At 73.0% G+C, this 13,338-nt stretch carries 11 protein-coding genes; 3 read left to right on the top strand and 8 right to left on the bottom strand.

Translation table 11 applies throughout. From position 1 onward, the window contains the following. The first annotated feature begins 203 nt into the window (after positions 1-203). The gene (locus tag AB0I98_RS07220; RefSeq protein WP_362936537.1) at positions 204-1,334 is read left to right on the top strand and encodes a hypothetical protein; all 1,131 of its coding nucleotides are present in this window, start codon (positions 204-206) and stop codon (positions 1,332-1,334) included. 140 nt (positions 1,335-1,474) lie between these two features. Here the strand turns inward: AB0I98_RS07220 and AB0I98_RS07215 are convergent, their stop codons facing one another. Both AB0I98_RS07215 and AB0I98_RS07210 read right to left on the bottom strand, forming a co-directional pair. Next, the gene (locus tag AB0I98_RS07215; RefSeq protein WP_362936534.1) at positions 1,475-1,918 is read right to left on the bottom strand and encodes an SRPBCC family protein; all 444 of its coding nucleotides are present in this window, start codon (positions 1,916-1,918) and stop codon (positions 1,475-1,477) included. 18 nt (positions 1,919-1,936) lie between these two features. After that, the gene (locus tag AB0I98_RS07210) at positions 1,937-2,491 is read right to left on the bottom strand and encodes a TIGR03086 family metal-binding protein (protein WP_362936531.1); all 555 of its coding nucleotides are present in this window, start codon (positions 2,489-2,491) and stop codon (positions 1,937-1,939) included. Between the two features lie 103 nt (positions 2,492-2,594). On the opposite strand from AB0I98_RS07210, the gene AB0I98_RS07205 reads away from it, so the two are divergent. Both AB0I98_RS07205 and AB0I98_RS07200 read left to right on the top strand, forming a co-directional pair. Beyond that, on the top strand, positions 2,595-2,918 hold the full coding sequence (locus tag AB0I98_RS07205) for a metalloregulator ArsR/SmtB family transcription factor (protein WP_362936528.1): 324 nt from the start codon (positions 2,595-2,597) through the stop codon (positions 2,916-2,918). Beyond that, positions 2,915-3,352 carry an SRPBCC domain-containing protein gene (locus tag AB0I98_RS07200; protein WP_362936525.1) on the top strand — a complete coding sequence of 146 codons (438 nt, stop codon included), beginning with the start codon at positions 2,915-2,917 and terminating at the stop codon, positions 3,350-3,352. The genes AB0I98_RS07205 and AB0I98_RS07200 overlap by 4 nt, the downstream gene beginning before the upstream one ends. Positions 3,353-3,388: 36 nt before the next feature. Here the strand turns inward: AB0I98_RS07200 and AB0I98_RS07195 are convergent, their stop codons facing one another. From AB0I98_RS07195 to AB0I98_RS07170, 6 genes are all read right to left on the bottom strand, one after another. Continuing rightward, positions 3,389-4,429: a rod shape-determining protein gene (locus AB0I98_RS07195; RefSeq protein WP_362936522.1), complete on the bottom strand. Its 1,041-nt coding sequence runs from the start codon at positions 4,427-4,429 to the stop codon at positions 3,389-3,391. 206 nt (positions 4,430-4,635) lie between these two features. After that, positions 4,636-9,507, bottom strand: coding sequence for an SAV_2336 N-terminal domain-related protein (locus AB0I98_RS07190; protein ID WP_362936519.1), 4,872 nt, complete (start codon positions 9,505-9,507; stop codon positions 4,636-4,638). Then, positions 9,497-10,504, bottom strand: coding sequence for a MoxR family ATPase (locus tag AB0I98_RS07185; RefSeq protein WP_362936516.1), 1,008 nt, complete (start codon positions 10,502-10,504; stop codon positions 9,497-9,499). The genes AB0I98_RS07190 and AB0I98_RS07185 overlap by 11 nt, the downstream gene beginning before the upstream one ends. Positions 10,505-10,555: 51 nt before the next feature. Then, the gene (locus AB0I98_RS07180) at positions 10,556-12,220 is read right to left on the bottom strand and encodes a trypsin-like peptidase domain-containing protein (protein ID WP_362936513.1); all 1,665 of its coding nucleotides are present in this window, start codon (positions 12,218-12,220) and stop codon (positions 10,556-10,558) included. After that, positions 12,217-12,567, bottom strand: a complete 351-nt coding sequence (locus AB0I98_RS07175; RefSeq protein WP_362936511.1) for a CU044_2847 family protein — start codon at positions 12,565-12,567, stop codon at positions 12,217-12,219. Before AB0I98_RS07175 ends, AB0I98_RS07180 begins: the two co-directional genes overlap by 4 nt. Before the next feature lie 91 nt (positions 12,568-12,658). Continuing rightward, positions 12,659-13,338 (bottom strand): carboxyl transferase domain-containing protein (locus AB0I98_RS07170; RefSeq protein WP_362936508.1); only part of this gene is annotated, 680 nt, incomplete at its 5' end.

The following is a 13,338-nucleotide window of genomic DNA, read 5'->3' as shown; positions in this document are numbered from 1 at the left end:
TCGGAAGCGCCCCAAAGGGGCGCGGGGCTGTATCTATATGCGGCTCCGCCGCGTGGGCGCGACAAGCCACGACGACGCCGCAGACGGCTGACGGCAGGGCCCTGCCAGTCGTCGCCCATTTACACTTACGCCGGCGCGTAAGCCCCGGCCCAGCGGGGGCGACGCTGCCCTGGGGGTGACGGTGCACGAGGGGGAGTAGCAGCATGGCCGGACAGCCGTCCGACGAAACGCCCATTTCCGACGACGAGTGGGAGCGGTTCCTCAAGGACGCGGAGCGGGAGATCCCGGCCTCGGCGCCGAAGGAACCGTCCGCGCGGGCCCGTATGGTCACCGCGCGGTTGCGGGAGCAGGACGCGCGGGGGCAGGCGCCCGAAGCGTGGCGAGCCGGGCCCGACCGGCGAGTGACGGAGCGGCGAGGGGCACGGCGTCGGCTGTGGGCGATCCTCGGTGTTCCCGTCGCGATCGTCGTCGCGCTGGTGGCGGTGAAGCCGTCGCTGCTCCCCGGGAACCCCTTCGGATCCGGCGCCTCGGACGCCGCCGCTGCCTCCCCGCTGCCCGCCGAAACCGCCCGCCCCACCGCACCGCCGTCCTCGGTGGCCCCGGACACCGCCACGCTCGCCGACCCGTTCGCCGGGTCACCGGCCAAGGACTACGCCGACGGCGCGGCCGGGATCGTACTGCCGAAGGCGACCGCGGTCGGCACGTTCTCCGCGGCGCGGGTGGGCCAAGCCCTGCGGCAGACGCGGGAGTTGCTGGTCGACGCCAACCTCGATCCGGTCACGCTGCGCGGCGGCCGGCCCGAGACCGCGCTCGGCGTGATCGAGCCGAAGCAGACGGAGCTTGTGCAGCTGCTCAACACGTCGCTGCGCAAGCCCGACAGGGACCACGACCCCCTGACCATGTTCAGCCGCTTCGACCCCGACGAGGTCCGCCTCGCCGGTGACGTCGTCAAGACGCGCGGGCGGATGACCTTCGAGGCCGGCGAGGACGGCTCGCTCGCCGTGCACGCCGACTACACCTTCGTCTACCCGCTGGTGAAGGCGGGCGACGGTGCGACCGAGGTGGCCCGGACCGTCGTACGCCGCGTGCTAGACCTCCGCCTCGACGACCCCGCCCGCTACCAGGTCACCCCGGGAAAGCTCGCCGTCCAGCGCTACGACCAGGAGATCGGCAACTCCGCCTGCGACGTCTACGACGGCTTCCTCCACCCCGGTTTCGACTCGGACACCCCTACGGGTCCCTCGCCTTCCGGTTCGGCCGTGGACCCTTACGACCGCAGCCGCACTCCGGACCCGAACCGCGAGGAGGAGTGCGGGACGGTCACCCGTACGTAGGCGCTCCGCTGGTGGTGCGGCGATGGGTCGTTGGTCGTCTGCGGGTCCGTTGTGGCTGGTCGCGCAGTTCCCCGCGCCCCTTTGGGGCGCGGCCGAACCGCAGCCGACGCCACCAGGCCCGCTCGTCCATGTCCTGCCGGTCATGGTTTCAGGCGGAGTTCCAGGTCGCGCAGGTCCTTTGTGATCGATGAGCGGACCTTGCGGGCCATGAGGGGCGTGGCCAGGCGGTAGTACGAGGCCGCCTCGCCGCGGACCCGGATGCGGGCCAGGGTGCCGCGGGGGTGTGGGGTGAAGGTGTAGGTGATGTGCATCGGCATCGGGCCCGCCACGGAGACCATGTCCAGCAGGTGACCGGGGTCGTGCTCGGCCACCCGCAGGACGTAGTCGATGCGTTTGCCCAGGAAGTACGCGGTGCGCGTCACCTCGGCGCCGAGGCCGAAACCGCCGCCGGGTGCCTCGGTCGTCAGCTCCGCCGTACGGATGCCCTGGGTCCACTCGTGGTCGTGGCGCCAGTCCATGGCGTACGCGGCGACCCGCTCGGGCGGCAGCGGGATCACGCGTTCGGCGGTCTCGTCGAGGGGCATCGTCCGGCTCCTGTCTCTTCAGCCGTTCCACTCAGGGTCGCGTCCGCTGGCGCCCAGTGCCTGGTGGAAGGCTGGGGCGTCGGGGGCAACCTGTATGGGAGGGCCGTAGCCGCCGTTGCTCCTGGCCTGGTCGGCGATCTGCTCGACGGCGGTGAGGACGGCCCGTGCAGTCGCGTCGCCGAGGGTGAAGGGCTGACCCGTGGCGCAGGCCAAGTCCCAGCCGTGCAGGGCGAGTTCCTCGAGGGTGACCGTGGCGGCCAGGGTGGCCGGCATCTCGCCGGGGCCGAACACGGTGGTGCCTTCGTAGGCCCCGGGGCCGGCCCACGCGGCGGCGACCTCCGTGGCGGTCCGCGCGACGATCGCCGGGGACATCCCCGCGTCCGCCTCGGACTGCGGCTCCTTACGGGCCGCCCGCGCGGAGGACGCCAGCGTGCCGCCGAGGTGGTCCAGCAGCTCGGCGACGGTGAACTTCTCGCAGGGCGTGCGCTCGCCCAGCTGCTCGACACGGATGGCGGAGGCGGTGGCCGCGACGGCGGCGGCACATTCCTCGATGGCGGGGGTCAGGGTGTTCATGGGTGTTCCTTCCTCATGGTTCATGCTTCAGTCGCCGCTTTAGTCGAGACTAAAATGAAATCCGCGCGAAGCGCAAACTGTAGCGGCGGCTAAAATGAAACCCATGGATGCGGTACGGGCAGTCGCCGAGCCCAGGCGGCGTGAGATTCTGCGGCTCGTCTGGGATGCCGAGCTGTCCGCGGGCGAGATCGCCGAGCGGTTCGATGTCACCTTCGGGGCGGTCTCCCAGCACCTCAAGGTGCTCAGGGACTCCGGCCTGATTACGCTGCGCCAGGACGGCAAGAAACGCTTCTACCGGGCCGACCGGGAGAACATGGGCCCGCTCGCCGACTATCTCCAGTCCATGTGGGCCGCCAAGCTCGACACCCTGGCCGAGCTGGCGGAGGCCGCCGAGCGCGACGCGCGAACCGAAGGAGCCACCTCGTGAACGCAGGCGTGGTCACCGTCGAGCGGCACATCGCCGCCCGCCCCGAGACGGTGTTCTCCTTCTTCACCGACCGGGACAAGTGGCTGTCCTGGATGGGCCGTTCCGGCGAGTTCATCTTCGAACCGGGCGGCGCCTACCGTACGAACGTCAACGGCGAGAACATCGCCGAGGGCCGCTTCATCGAGATCGACCCGCCCAAGCGCCTCGTCTTCACCTTTGGCTGGGCGGAGGGCGACATGCCCGTCCCGCCCGGCTCGACCACGATCGAGATCACCCTCGAACCCGTCCCCGACGGCACCCTCCTGCGCCTGACCCACCGCGGCCTGCCCTCCCCGGAGGCATCCGCCGCGCACGAGGAGGGCTGGGGGCACTACATGGACCGCCTGGCGACCGTGGCGGCGGGCGGCGACCCCGGGGCCGACCCCTGGATGTGAGCGGGCGAGCCGACGGACCGTGGATGGCCCGCGTCGTCAGGTCGTCGTGCTCGTGTCGAGCGCGATCGGCTCGACCTCGCCCTCCAGCATGCAGCCGAGACCCTGTACGGCACACACGTCGGGCCGTTCCGCGATGTGCACCGGCATACCGGTCGCCTGCCGCACCATCTGGTCGAGCCCGGGAATCAGGGCGCTCCCGCCGACCATCATGACCCCTCGGTCGGACAGGTCGGCCACCAGGTCGGGCGGGCAGTCCCGCAGCACCTTGCCGATGCCGTCGAGGACGGCGGTGAGCGGAGTCTGGATGGCGTCGCGTACGGCGGCGGTGTCGACCTGCACGGAACGGGCGAGACCGGTGGCGACGTCCCGGCCGTGGATCTCGGTGGAGGTGGGCCCGTGGGGCATGAGCCCGTTGCCGGAGAGGGCGAGCTGCAGGGGTCGTACGGACTGGCTCGGCAGCATCAGTTCGTGCTGGTGCCGCAGGTGCTGCACGATCGCGCGGTCGACGGCCTCGCCGCCCACGGAGATCCGCTCGGCGGTCACGATCGCGCCCAGCGACAGCACGGCGATCTGTGTGGCGGCGGCCCCGCACACCAGCACCATCGTGGCCTCCGGCTGCTCGACGGGCAGCCCGCAGCCGACGGCGGCGGCGATCAGCGTGTCCACGAGCTCGACCCGGCGCGCACCCAGCCCGACGAGCGTCTCGATCGTCGCCCGCTGGGCCAGCGGGTCCGCGTCGTGCGGTGTGCAGGCGGCGGCCCGCAGGAACGGCTTGCGGCGCAGCGAGCGGCGGATCTTGTCACCGAGCAGATGCCGCAGCATGCGCTGCGCCATGTCGATGTCAACGACACTGCCACCCGATACGGGCCTGACGACCCGGATGTAGGGCGGCGTACGGCCCGTCATCCGCTCCGCGGACTCCCCGACCGCGATCAGCGCACCGGTCCTGGTGTTCACAGCCGCCGCCGACGGTTGGTCGACGACGAGCCCGGCCCCCTTCAGATAGACCCGGGTCCGTGCCGCCCCCAGGTCGACGGCGAAATGGCAACGGCGCAACTGGTTCAGACTGTCGGTCACGGCAGATCCTCCCGAGTGTGCAGAGCGTGGCGGGCCGCCGGACGCGCCGGCCGGCCTCGTTTCGCGGGCCGCCGGGCGGCGGGCCTCTCCCTCGCATCGTGCGGGGGGCGTGACCGGGCCCGCCTGTTGTGGGGGGCCGGGTGGGGTGCGACTGGACGGGTGATTCCTGATCTTCACGCGGCGCGTCGCTGCCTTGTCCTGTGGGCTCAGCGGTATCGGGCGGCGGTCACGAGCGGAAGGAGGCTCGTGACGAGAGGCGTCTCGGCGTCCGTCCCGCGCAGTCGCCGCCGGGCCTGCTCGTCCGCGCTGAAGCCGATGAACGGCAGGCCGATGGCGCGGGCGGCGGCCTTCTCGGCGAGGGTGGAGCCGATCATCACGCAGCGGGCGGCGGGCACGCCGAGCCAGTCGAGGGCCTGCTGGAGGATGTGCGGGTGAGGCATGAGGAGAGCGAGGTCGGTGCCGCGGCCGTGCACGCCGCCCGCGAAGTGCTGGGTCAGGCCCCGATGTTCCAGGTGGTTCCTGACCGGCTCGGTCGCCCGGTCGGTCACCACGGCCAGGGGGACGTTCGCCGTGTACAGGGCGCTCACCAACTCGTCGGACAGCGGGGTGGGCCGCGCGGTCGCCGCCGCCCGCGCCTCGTGCGAGTCCATCCGGCGCCGCACCTCCTGCGCCAGGCCGTGCCCGGCGAACGCCCTGAGTAGATCGAGGTCGTTGGCGTTCCCCTCCAGCGGCGGAACCGGCCCGCCACCCGGCAGCAGCGGCAGCCCGCTCAGCCCGTCCTCGGGATCACGTGCCTGCGCGCTGAGCCACGCCACGTCCCGCAGCTCCTCCAGCTCGGCGCCCGCCGGGAACATTTGGGCGAGCACGTCGTCGAAGGCGAGGATGACCGCGTCGGCGTCGGCGATGAGGGCCGAGGAGGCCTTGGCCGGGCGGGACCAGTCGGGCCGGGTGCCGAGCGTCGCGCTCTGGAACTCGGCGGGCAGGATCCAGTGGATGACATAGCCGGGCACCTTCGTCCGGGCCAACGCCTCGCGCAGTTCGTGGCCGTACATGCCCCGCGCGCCGAGCAGCGTTTCGGTCAGCAGGCCGGGCAGGTCGAGACCGGGGATGCTCGCGGCCTTCACCGGGTCGTTGACGGACCATCTCACCTCGACGCCGCGCACGGCGTCGGGCGCGAGGCCGCGCTCCGTCAGGTCGACCGTGAAGTAGCTCCACGTCGCACGGACGTCATCGGGTGCGACGCGGGCCAATGATGAGTCACCAGGGATGAGTTCGCCGCCGGGGAGGGAGAGGACGACAGCCTCGGACGCGCTCTCCGCACGTACGAGTCCGCCGTCGGCCGGCATGGGGAAGGGGCCGTGCACCGCGGGGTCGGTCGACGCCGTGACCACGTCGTAGGCCGCGCCGGAGATGTCGACCACGACGTCCGCCGCGGGCGCTTCGCGCACCTCGACGGGCTGGACCGTCAGACACCACCCCGTCCCGTCGCCCAACGGCTCGAACAGCCCCGGATCCGTGTACGGACTCTCGCCGACCTCGACCTCGTGCCAGAAGTGCGAGAAGGCGAGGACCGCCCGCGCACCGGAAGCGTCCAGCGCGGCCGTCACGGACTCGGCTCCCGGCCGGTCGCTGTGCTCCTCGGTGCCGTCCGGCCGGAACCACGTTTGCCAGAACTCCACCCGGAGGCGGCGGCCGTCCAGGCGCTCGAGCAGCTCCGGCAACCCGGCGACGGTCGCCCGGAAGAGGGGAGCGCTGTCCAGGTACGGCGCCATCAGCACCATGAAACCCGTGCGGCTCTCCACCAGTTCGTGCGGGTGGGAGTTGAGACCACTCACCGTGAGCAGGAGCGTGACCAGTCGGCGGAGGTCCTCCAGCGCCTCTTCGGACGGCGGGCCGTCCACGAACTCGAAGGCGGCGCAGTCGCGTTGGTCGGCATCCGGCTCGTCGTCCTCATTGTCGAACGCCTCCGGCGGAAGTTCGTCGCGCGGGTCGACCGGCACGTCCTCCTCGGGGAGTGGCTCCTCCGACGCCAGCTCCTCGGCCGCCGCGGCGTAGCCGAGCAGGATGTCGGTGACGGTGCTGTCGGCGGCTGGCTCCTCGTACCCGCCCTCCGGAGCGTCGTCGAACCTCTCCAGCTCGTCGCGCAGTTCGTGCCCCAGGGTCCGCAGTTCCGGATTCTGCCCGCCGGACACCTCGTACTCCTCGTACGCCTCCAGAGCTTCCTCGATACGGCCCTGGCGGCGGAGCGCGGTGATGTACAGGCGGCGGAAATCCTCACGGTCGGGGTGGGCGCGGAGCAGGTCGGCCAGGTCGGTCTCGGCGCGCTCCAACTCACCGCGTTCCAGGTCGAGTTCGGCGCGGGAGCGGTAGAAGCCGAGGCGGAGCTGTTGGAGCCGGACGCGGGCGGTGTGCGCGGCGGGGCCGGGGACGTCGGCGAGGGGTTCGTCGCCGCGCCAGAGGTTCAGGGCCCGGTCGTAGGCCTCGCGGTCGCGGGGCGTGCGGGCCACGAGCCGTTCGCACTCGATCAGGTCGACGAAGTCGGCGCTCGTGTGCAGGGCGTAGCCGTCGGGCTGGACGGCAAGGGTGCCGGGGCCCAACAGGGCGCGCAGCTCGTCCGCCTGCCGGCCCAGCTCGGCCACCGTGTCGTCCGGTGCCTCGCCCGGGTCCCACACGGCGGCGGCCAGCTCGTCGTGCGTCACTTTGCGGCCGTTTCTGAGCAGCAGCATGGCGAGCATGGGCCGCAGGTCCGGGGGGATGGGGATGTCGCCGGTCGGGCCTTCTACGTGCAGGGGACCCAGGACGTAGTGGTAGCGCCGCTCGTAGGACTCCCTGGCCGTCGGCAGGAGATCCGGGTCGGTGAGCTGTTCCAGGCCCTCCATCTGAGTGTCCGGGACCGGGGACAGCAACCGGTCGATGGCCTCCGCGAACCGCGGACGCAAGCTGCTCGGCAGATGGGTCAGTTGGTCCGGGTGCACCGGCCCCCGCAGCCACGCGGTCACCGCCGCCAGTTCGAGCAGCACCTCGGCCAGGGCCCGCAGATCAGGGCCGGGGGTGCGGCCCGGTGTGAAGAGGGTGATCTTCACCGTGCCGTCCGGTAGGAGGACGACCTGCCCTGCTTCGAGCCCTTTGTGGAAGATGCCGGACAGGTGGCAGGCCCGCAGGGCCCCCGCGAGCTGCGTCCCGATCGACACCAGCAGCGGGTACGGAAGCGCGTAACCGCCCACCGAGGCCATCGCGTTGAGCGGGATGCCGTCCAGATACTCCATCACCACGTAGGGGGTGTCGTCCTCGATGCCGAAGTCGTGGACGGTCACCACACCGGGGTGGCCGATGCCCTGGAGCATCCGTGCCTCCCGCAGGAAGGCCTCCCGCTTCTCCGGGTCGGTGACCGGCCGTTGCCGCCGGATCACGACGGTCCGGTCCGCCTCGGTGTCGTGGGCCCGCCACAGCGTGCCGTCCGGTCTGAACAGGCCCAGCATCCGGTAGCGGCCCGCGAGAACCGGCGGCACGGACCCCGGCGACCCGGCGCCCCGGCCCGTCAGCTGCCGCACGCTCTCCGTGGTGACCGTCGCGAACGCCTCCCCGTCCACGACGGTCGGCGTACCGCCCGCCGCCGGTGTGGACGCCCGGAACTCACCCGGCGCCGCTCCCGCCCGCTCCTCGATCAACCCGCCCACCCGGGTGAGCAGTTCGGCCGTACGCCCTCGCGCTGTCCGCGGCAGGCTGCGCAGCAGCAGTTCGCCCACGCCGGGCCGGAAGGCGTACGACCCGGCCGGGCCGGGGACCGCGGTGAGCATGCCGCTGAGGATCACCTCGGCGAGATGCTGGGGGCGTGGGCGTGGCTCGACGGCGGCCTGGACGAGGCGCATGACCGGCAGGTCCGGGCGGCCCAGCGCGAGATGGCCGGCCAGCCGGAACGCCTCCGGCGAGGCCGTCGCGCGGAAGCGGAGGACCAGGTCCTCGGCGGACAGGCCGGTGATGTCCGTACGGTCGTCGGAGGCGGCCGGCATCGGCCCGCCCAGCCGGGCCGCCGAACCGGGAAAGTCCTGCCCGCCCGGCGCCGCGACCAGCGCCGCCCAGTTCGCCAGCCAGCGCGGCCCCGGCTCCAGCACGGGCAGCGGGACGGTGCCGGGGCCGTCCGGCTCGTCGAGGGCGTCGTCGTACGGCGTGAACGCGAGCGAGGCCGCCGGTGCCGCCGGATGCGGTGCCGACAGGCGGCCCGGCGTCGACGGCAGCGCGGTGTCCCGCCACAGGTGTTCCGGGAGGGGCTGTACGACGGCCAGCGGCATCCGGTGCGCCCAGCGGGCCAGTGTGGAGAACCAGCGGGTGCCGGCCGGGCCCTGCCGCCATTGCGGGCCCATGCAGTCACTGACCAGCAGTGTGACCGTGCGGCCGTCGCCGGGGAGGGGGAGGGAGCGCACGGTGCCGTCCGGGTGGGCGCGGTGCAGGGTGACCGTACGGAAGATCCCGGACTGGACGAGCGCGGTGTGCAGTTCCCGGATCAGGGGGCCCCATACCGGCATGGTCGGGCCCGTGTCGTACACCAGGTTCAGCCGCAGCCAGCGCTCCCGCGCGGGCCGCAGCACCGGCAGCCACCATTCGGGGGCGGCCCCGAGGCGCGCGATGCGGTCGGCCGTGGCCCGCTCGTCCAGTTCGAGCCGGTCGGGGGCGTCGGCGCGGCGCTTGAGCGGCCGCAGGGAGCGTTGCAGGGCCAGGGGGTGGCGCAGCATCGGGGGCGCGGGGGCCAGGAGGGTGGTGTGGGGTTCGGTCGTCGCCTGGGGTGTCGTGGTCGGCGCGGGCAGGTGCAGCGGGGCGCGAGGGGACGGCTGGCTGACGTCCTGTTGCCCGGCTGGGGGTGGCGGTGGCGTCTGCGTCGCGGCTTCAATAGGGCGTACGACATCGGCGGCGGCCTGAGCGGCAGGGGCGTCCGGGGTATCGGCCGGGGGCTCCATGTGGCGGGCCAGCCACAGGAGTTCGGCCAGTTCGAGCGGGGTCGGGTGCGGGCCGCCGGACGCCTCGGCCAGCATGTCGGCCAGGCGGAGCAGCGGCGTGCGCGGTCCGGGGCGCTCAGAAGGCATCGGTCTGTGGTGCCTCGCTCAGATACGGCATCAGCTGCTCGGCCAGCTCGTCGAGGGACTCGGCGGCCAGGTCGGAGGAGCGGGCCAGGTAGATGGCGTTCAGGAGCTGGTCGGTGGCGAGGTCGCCGCCGCCCACCCGGGACAGGAAACGGTCGATGAGGGTCTGCGCGTAGGCGTCGGGATCCTCGTCGAAGTGGGCGCGGACGATGTCGGCGAGGTGGCTGTCGTCGGGCTGGCGCAGGCGCAAGGTCACACAGCGGCGCAGGAAGGCGGGCGGGAACTCGCGCTCGCCGTTGCTGGTGAGGACGACGAAGGGGAAGGCCCGGCAGCGCACCCGGCCGCGCCGCACCGGCACCCGCTGGTCGGCGCCGTCGATCATCACCTCGGCCGTGCGGGCGCCCCGGATCAGTTCGGGGATCTCGTACTGGCCCTCCTCCAGCACGTTCAGCAGGTCGTTGGGCAGGTCGAGGTCGCTCTTGTCGATCTCGTCGATGAGCAGGGCTCGCGGCCGTGCGTAGGGGAGGAGGGCGGTGCCGAGGGGGCCCAGCCTCAGATGGTCCTCGATGCCGCCCGCGTCGCCGGTCTTCGCCGCCGGGGTGTGCCGGGCCGCGTACAGGCGGGACAGCGGGTCGTACTGGTAGAGGCCGTCGTGCAGGGTGCTTCGGCTGGTGATGTTCCAGCGCAGGACCGGGCCGAGGCCCAGCTCGCGCGCGACCGCGTACACCAGGGAGGACTTGCCGGTGCCGGGCGGACCGGTCACCAGCAGCGGGCGCCGCAAGTACAGGGCCGCGTTGACCAGTTGGACCGTCTGCGGGGTGGCCCGGTAGGTCGCGGCTCGATGGGTGCGGTCCGGGGAGACGGCCGACGCGTCGGCGGCCCCGTCCGGGGCCTCGAGCACCGGGCCGCCGTCGAAGGCCCGCCAGGGCGGGGGTGGCGGCAGCCGGTCGATGCCGTCGTGCGGCTCGGTCGTACCGGTGTAGACGGGCCACAGGGGCATGGATCTTCTCTCCGTGGGTGGTTCGTGTCGTGGTCGTGGTCGGTGGGCAGCTCAGACGACGGGTGAGTGCGAGCAGGCGGCGGGCTCGGGGAAGCAGCGCGGGTCGTCCCAGAGCAGCTGGACGTCCTTCGCCCAGTGGCTCTCCGGATCGTCGTCCGCGTCCGCCGCCTCCCTCAACTCCATGACATGACGCGGGAGTTCGACGGGCGGGACATCGGCGACGGAGGCGGCGAGCTCGTCGAGGAACGCGGCCCCGGAACAGGGGCCGTCGTGCCGCAGGTCGGCACAGCCTGTGCGCGACCACAGCAGCACCGGCACCGGGGTGTTGAGGCCGACCTCGAAGTGCGGTTGCGCGGTGGACGGCGGGAAGGCGAAGCCCGCCAGGTCGGCGGAGTGGTCGCGCAGCCGCTTGCGCAGGCTCGGCGGCCGCTCCGGGGCACCGCACTCCACCCGGTGCAGCCGCGCACCGGCACAGGCGTCCAGTTGCTGCCACCGCTTGGCCAGCCGGTGCCGCAGCCGCCCACTGCGGTGCCGGGACCGGTCCACCACGACAAGCGGATAGGCACAGCCCAGCGGGGTCGAGTCATCCTCACCGCACTCCCACTGCGCCACCGGCTCGTTCAGCCACTCGCGGGGCAGCACGAACGTGATCAGCTCGTCCGCGTCCGGGGCGAGCTGGGTGAACGCCTCGTCGATGCGCTCCTGGACGTACGCCCGTACGGCGGTGCGCGGCAGCCTGCGCGACCCGATGCGCCGCCGGTGCCCGTCGCGGTAGGCGGACACCTCGACGGTGACCTGGTCGACGCCGGCACCGCTGTGCTCGATCTCGACCAGGATCGGCGACCATGCGTGCGCGGCGGCGGGCCGGGCGGGCGGCGCGTCCAGCAGCTCCTGCAGCCGGTCGGCGAACCGGCCCACCGCCTCCGCGCCCGGCACCTCCCATTGCACATACCCGGCCGCCGCCCCCAGCGAGGCGAACCCGCCCTCCGGCAACGGCGGCCCGAAGGGGCCCACGGCATCGACGTACAGCCGGTTCGGATCGCAGTCCACGTCCTGCGCCACCGCCCTTCGCACCAGCGTGTACAACCGCCGTACGGCATCGGGGTGATGGTCGGGAGTGGGAACCCGCTCGCCCAGCTCGGGCCAGTAGCGGGCCATGACCTGGGTGGGCAGCATCCGCCCGACCAGGACGTCCCGCGCACCCGCGACCGACGCCACCATGCCGACGACCCTGCCGTCCGGGAGGGTCACCGCCGCGCCGCTGAAGCCGGCCGCCAGGGGCTGCCCATGGGCCGTCACGGCCTCCAGCTGACGCCACTCGTCCGAGACCAGTGCGCCGGGCACGGCCTGGTACCGGGCGAGCATGCCCTCGTCGTACCCCTTGGGGAAGCCGTATGCGACGAGCGTCGGTGCGGGGTCGCCCAGTTCGGCGCCCGGCGGTGCGAACTCGGCGGGCGCCAGCGGGACTTCGCGGTCCAGCTCGAGGACGGCCAGATCACCGGGGCCGGCCGCGCCGCCCGACCAGCCGCCGTGGCCGGTCACGGTGGCGAGCAGCGGATCGAGCCCTCTGCTGCCGGGGAAGGTCACCGTCACCTCCGACGTGCCGCTCCAGCGCACGACGTGGGCGCAGGTGAGGACACGGCGGGGGGAGACCAGGAAGCCCGCGCCGACCTCGTTCCCGCAGGAGATCCGGGCGTGCCAGGCAGCGCCGCTCATGACCGGCCGGCGGCCTCCGGTGCCGCCGGGGTCTGTCCCGGGGACCAGCTGAGCTTCACCACCAAATGGCCCTCCGCCGACCCCTTGGCGATGACCGCTCCGGACTCGGCGGTCAGCTTCACGCCGAACTCCAGCTCCACCGACTCCGGCCGCAGCGAGCCGTCCCGGAAGACCCGCAACGCGGACTCGGCCGCCGCCCGGACCCCGTCCAGCGCGCCCTCGAACGTGCGCGCCGCCCGCGCCGGCCCGTCGCCGCGCGAGACCAGCCGGGCGCCCGACTCGTCCTCGACACCCTCCACGACCACCATGGCGCCGCCCTCGGTCTGGAACTCCATCAACCCGTCCATGGCGCCGCCCGCTCCCCCGTGAGGTATGTGACCTGTGCGAACTCCATTGTTACGGACGGTGCTTGGAGATGTCACCGGATTCCGCCGGGAGTCAGCCGGCCACGCCCCGGATCACCCCCAGCTCCGCCAGGTCCTGCGGCCGGATACGGAGCTGATCCGCCGTCGCCTCGACCTCCTCCGCCGGCCGCTTCAGGATCGCCGCGGCCAGCTCCGGTGCGATCACCGAGAAGTAACTGTCCGGTGTGGCCCAGGTGTTGCCGGGCGCGGCCAGCGCCAGCGCGCCGCCCGAGCCGCCTTCGCCGATGAGAAGCGTGGTGATCGGCGTACGGACGCCGGCCACCGCGACGAACACGTCCGCGATCGCCGCACCCACCCCCTGCCGCTCCGCCTCGGCGTCATTGGCCGCGCCCGGGGTGTCCACCAGCGTCAGCACGGGAATCCCGAGCCGGTCCGCCAGCCGGATCAACCGGGCGGCCGTACGGTAACCGGCGGGCCGGGTCGCCGTCCCGGCCTGCGCCGCGTACGCGACCGTACGACCGTCATGCTCGCCGAACCCGCAGAGCATCCCCGCGTCGGTGCCGCCGCAGCGGTCGCCGCTGAGGGCGGCGCGGTGGGTGAAGTAGGCGTCCAAGTAGGCCGCGGCACGCGGGCGTTGAGGCGAGCGGGCGCGTTGGACGGCGGCCCAGCCTGTTGGCGGGAGGGTCGGGGGGCCGCTGTGGGCGGGGGGTGGGGTTGTGCGGCCGGTTGCGGTACCGGGCGCGGCAGCGTCGC

This window comes from Streptomyces sp. NPDC050211 (assembly GCF_040656035.1).
GTDB lineage: Bacteria > Actinomycetota > Actinomycetes > Streptomycetales > Streptomycetaceae > Streptomyces.
The sequence above is the reverse complement of the archived record's forward strand: the minus strand, read 5'-3'. Positions and strand labels throughout refer to the sequence as shown.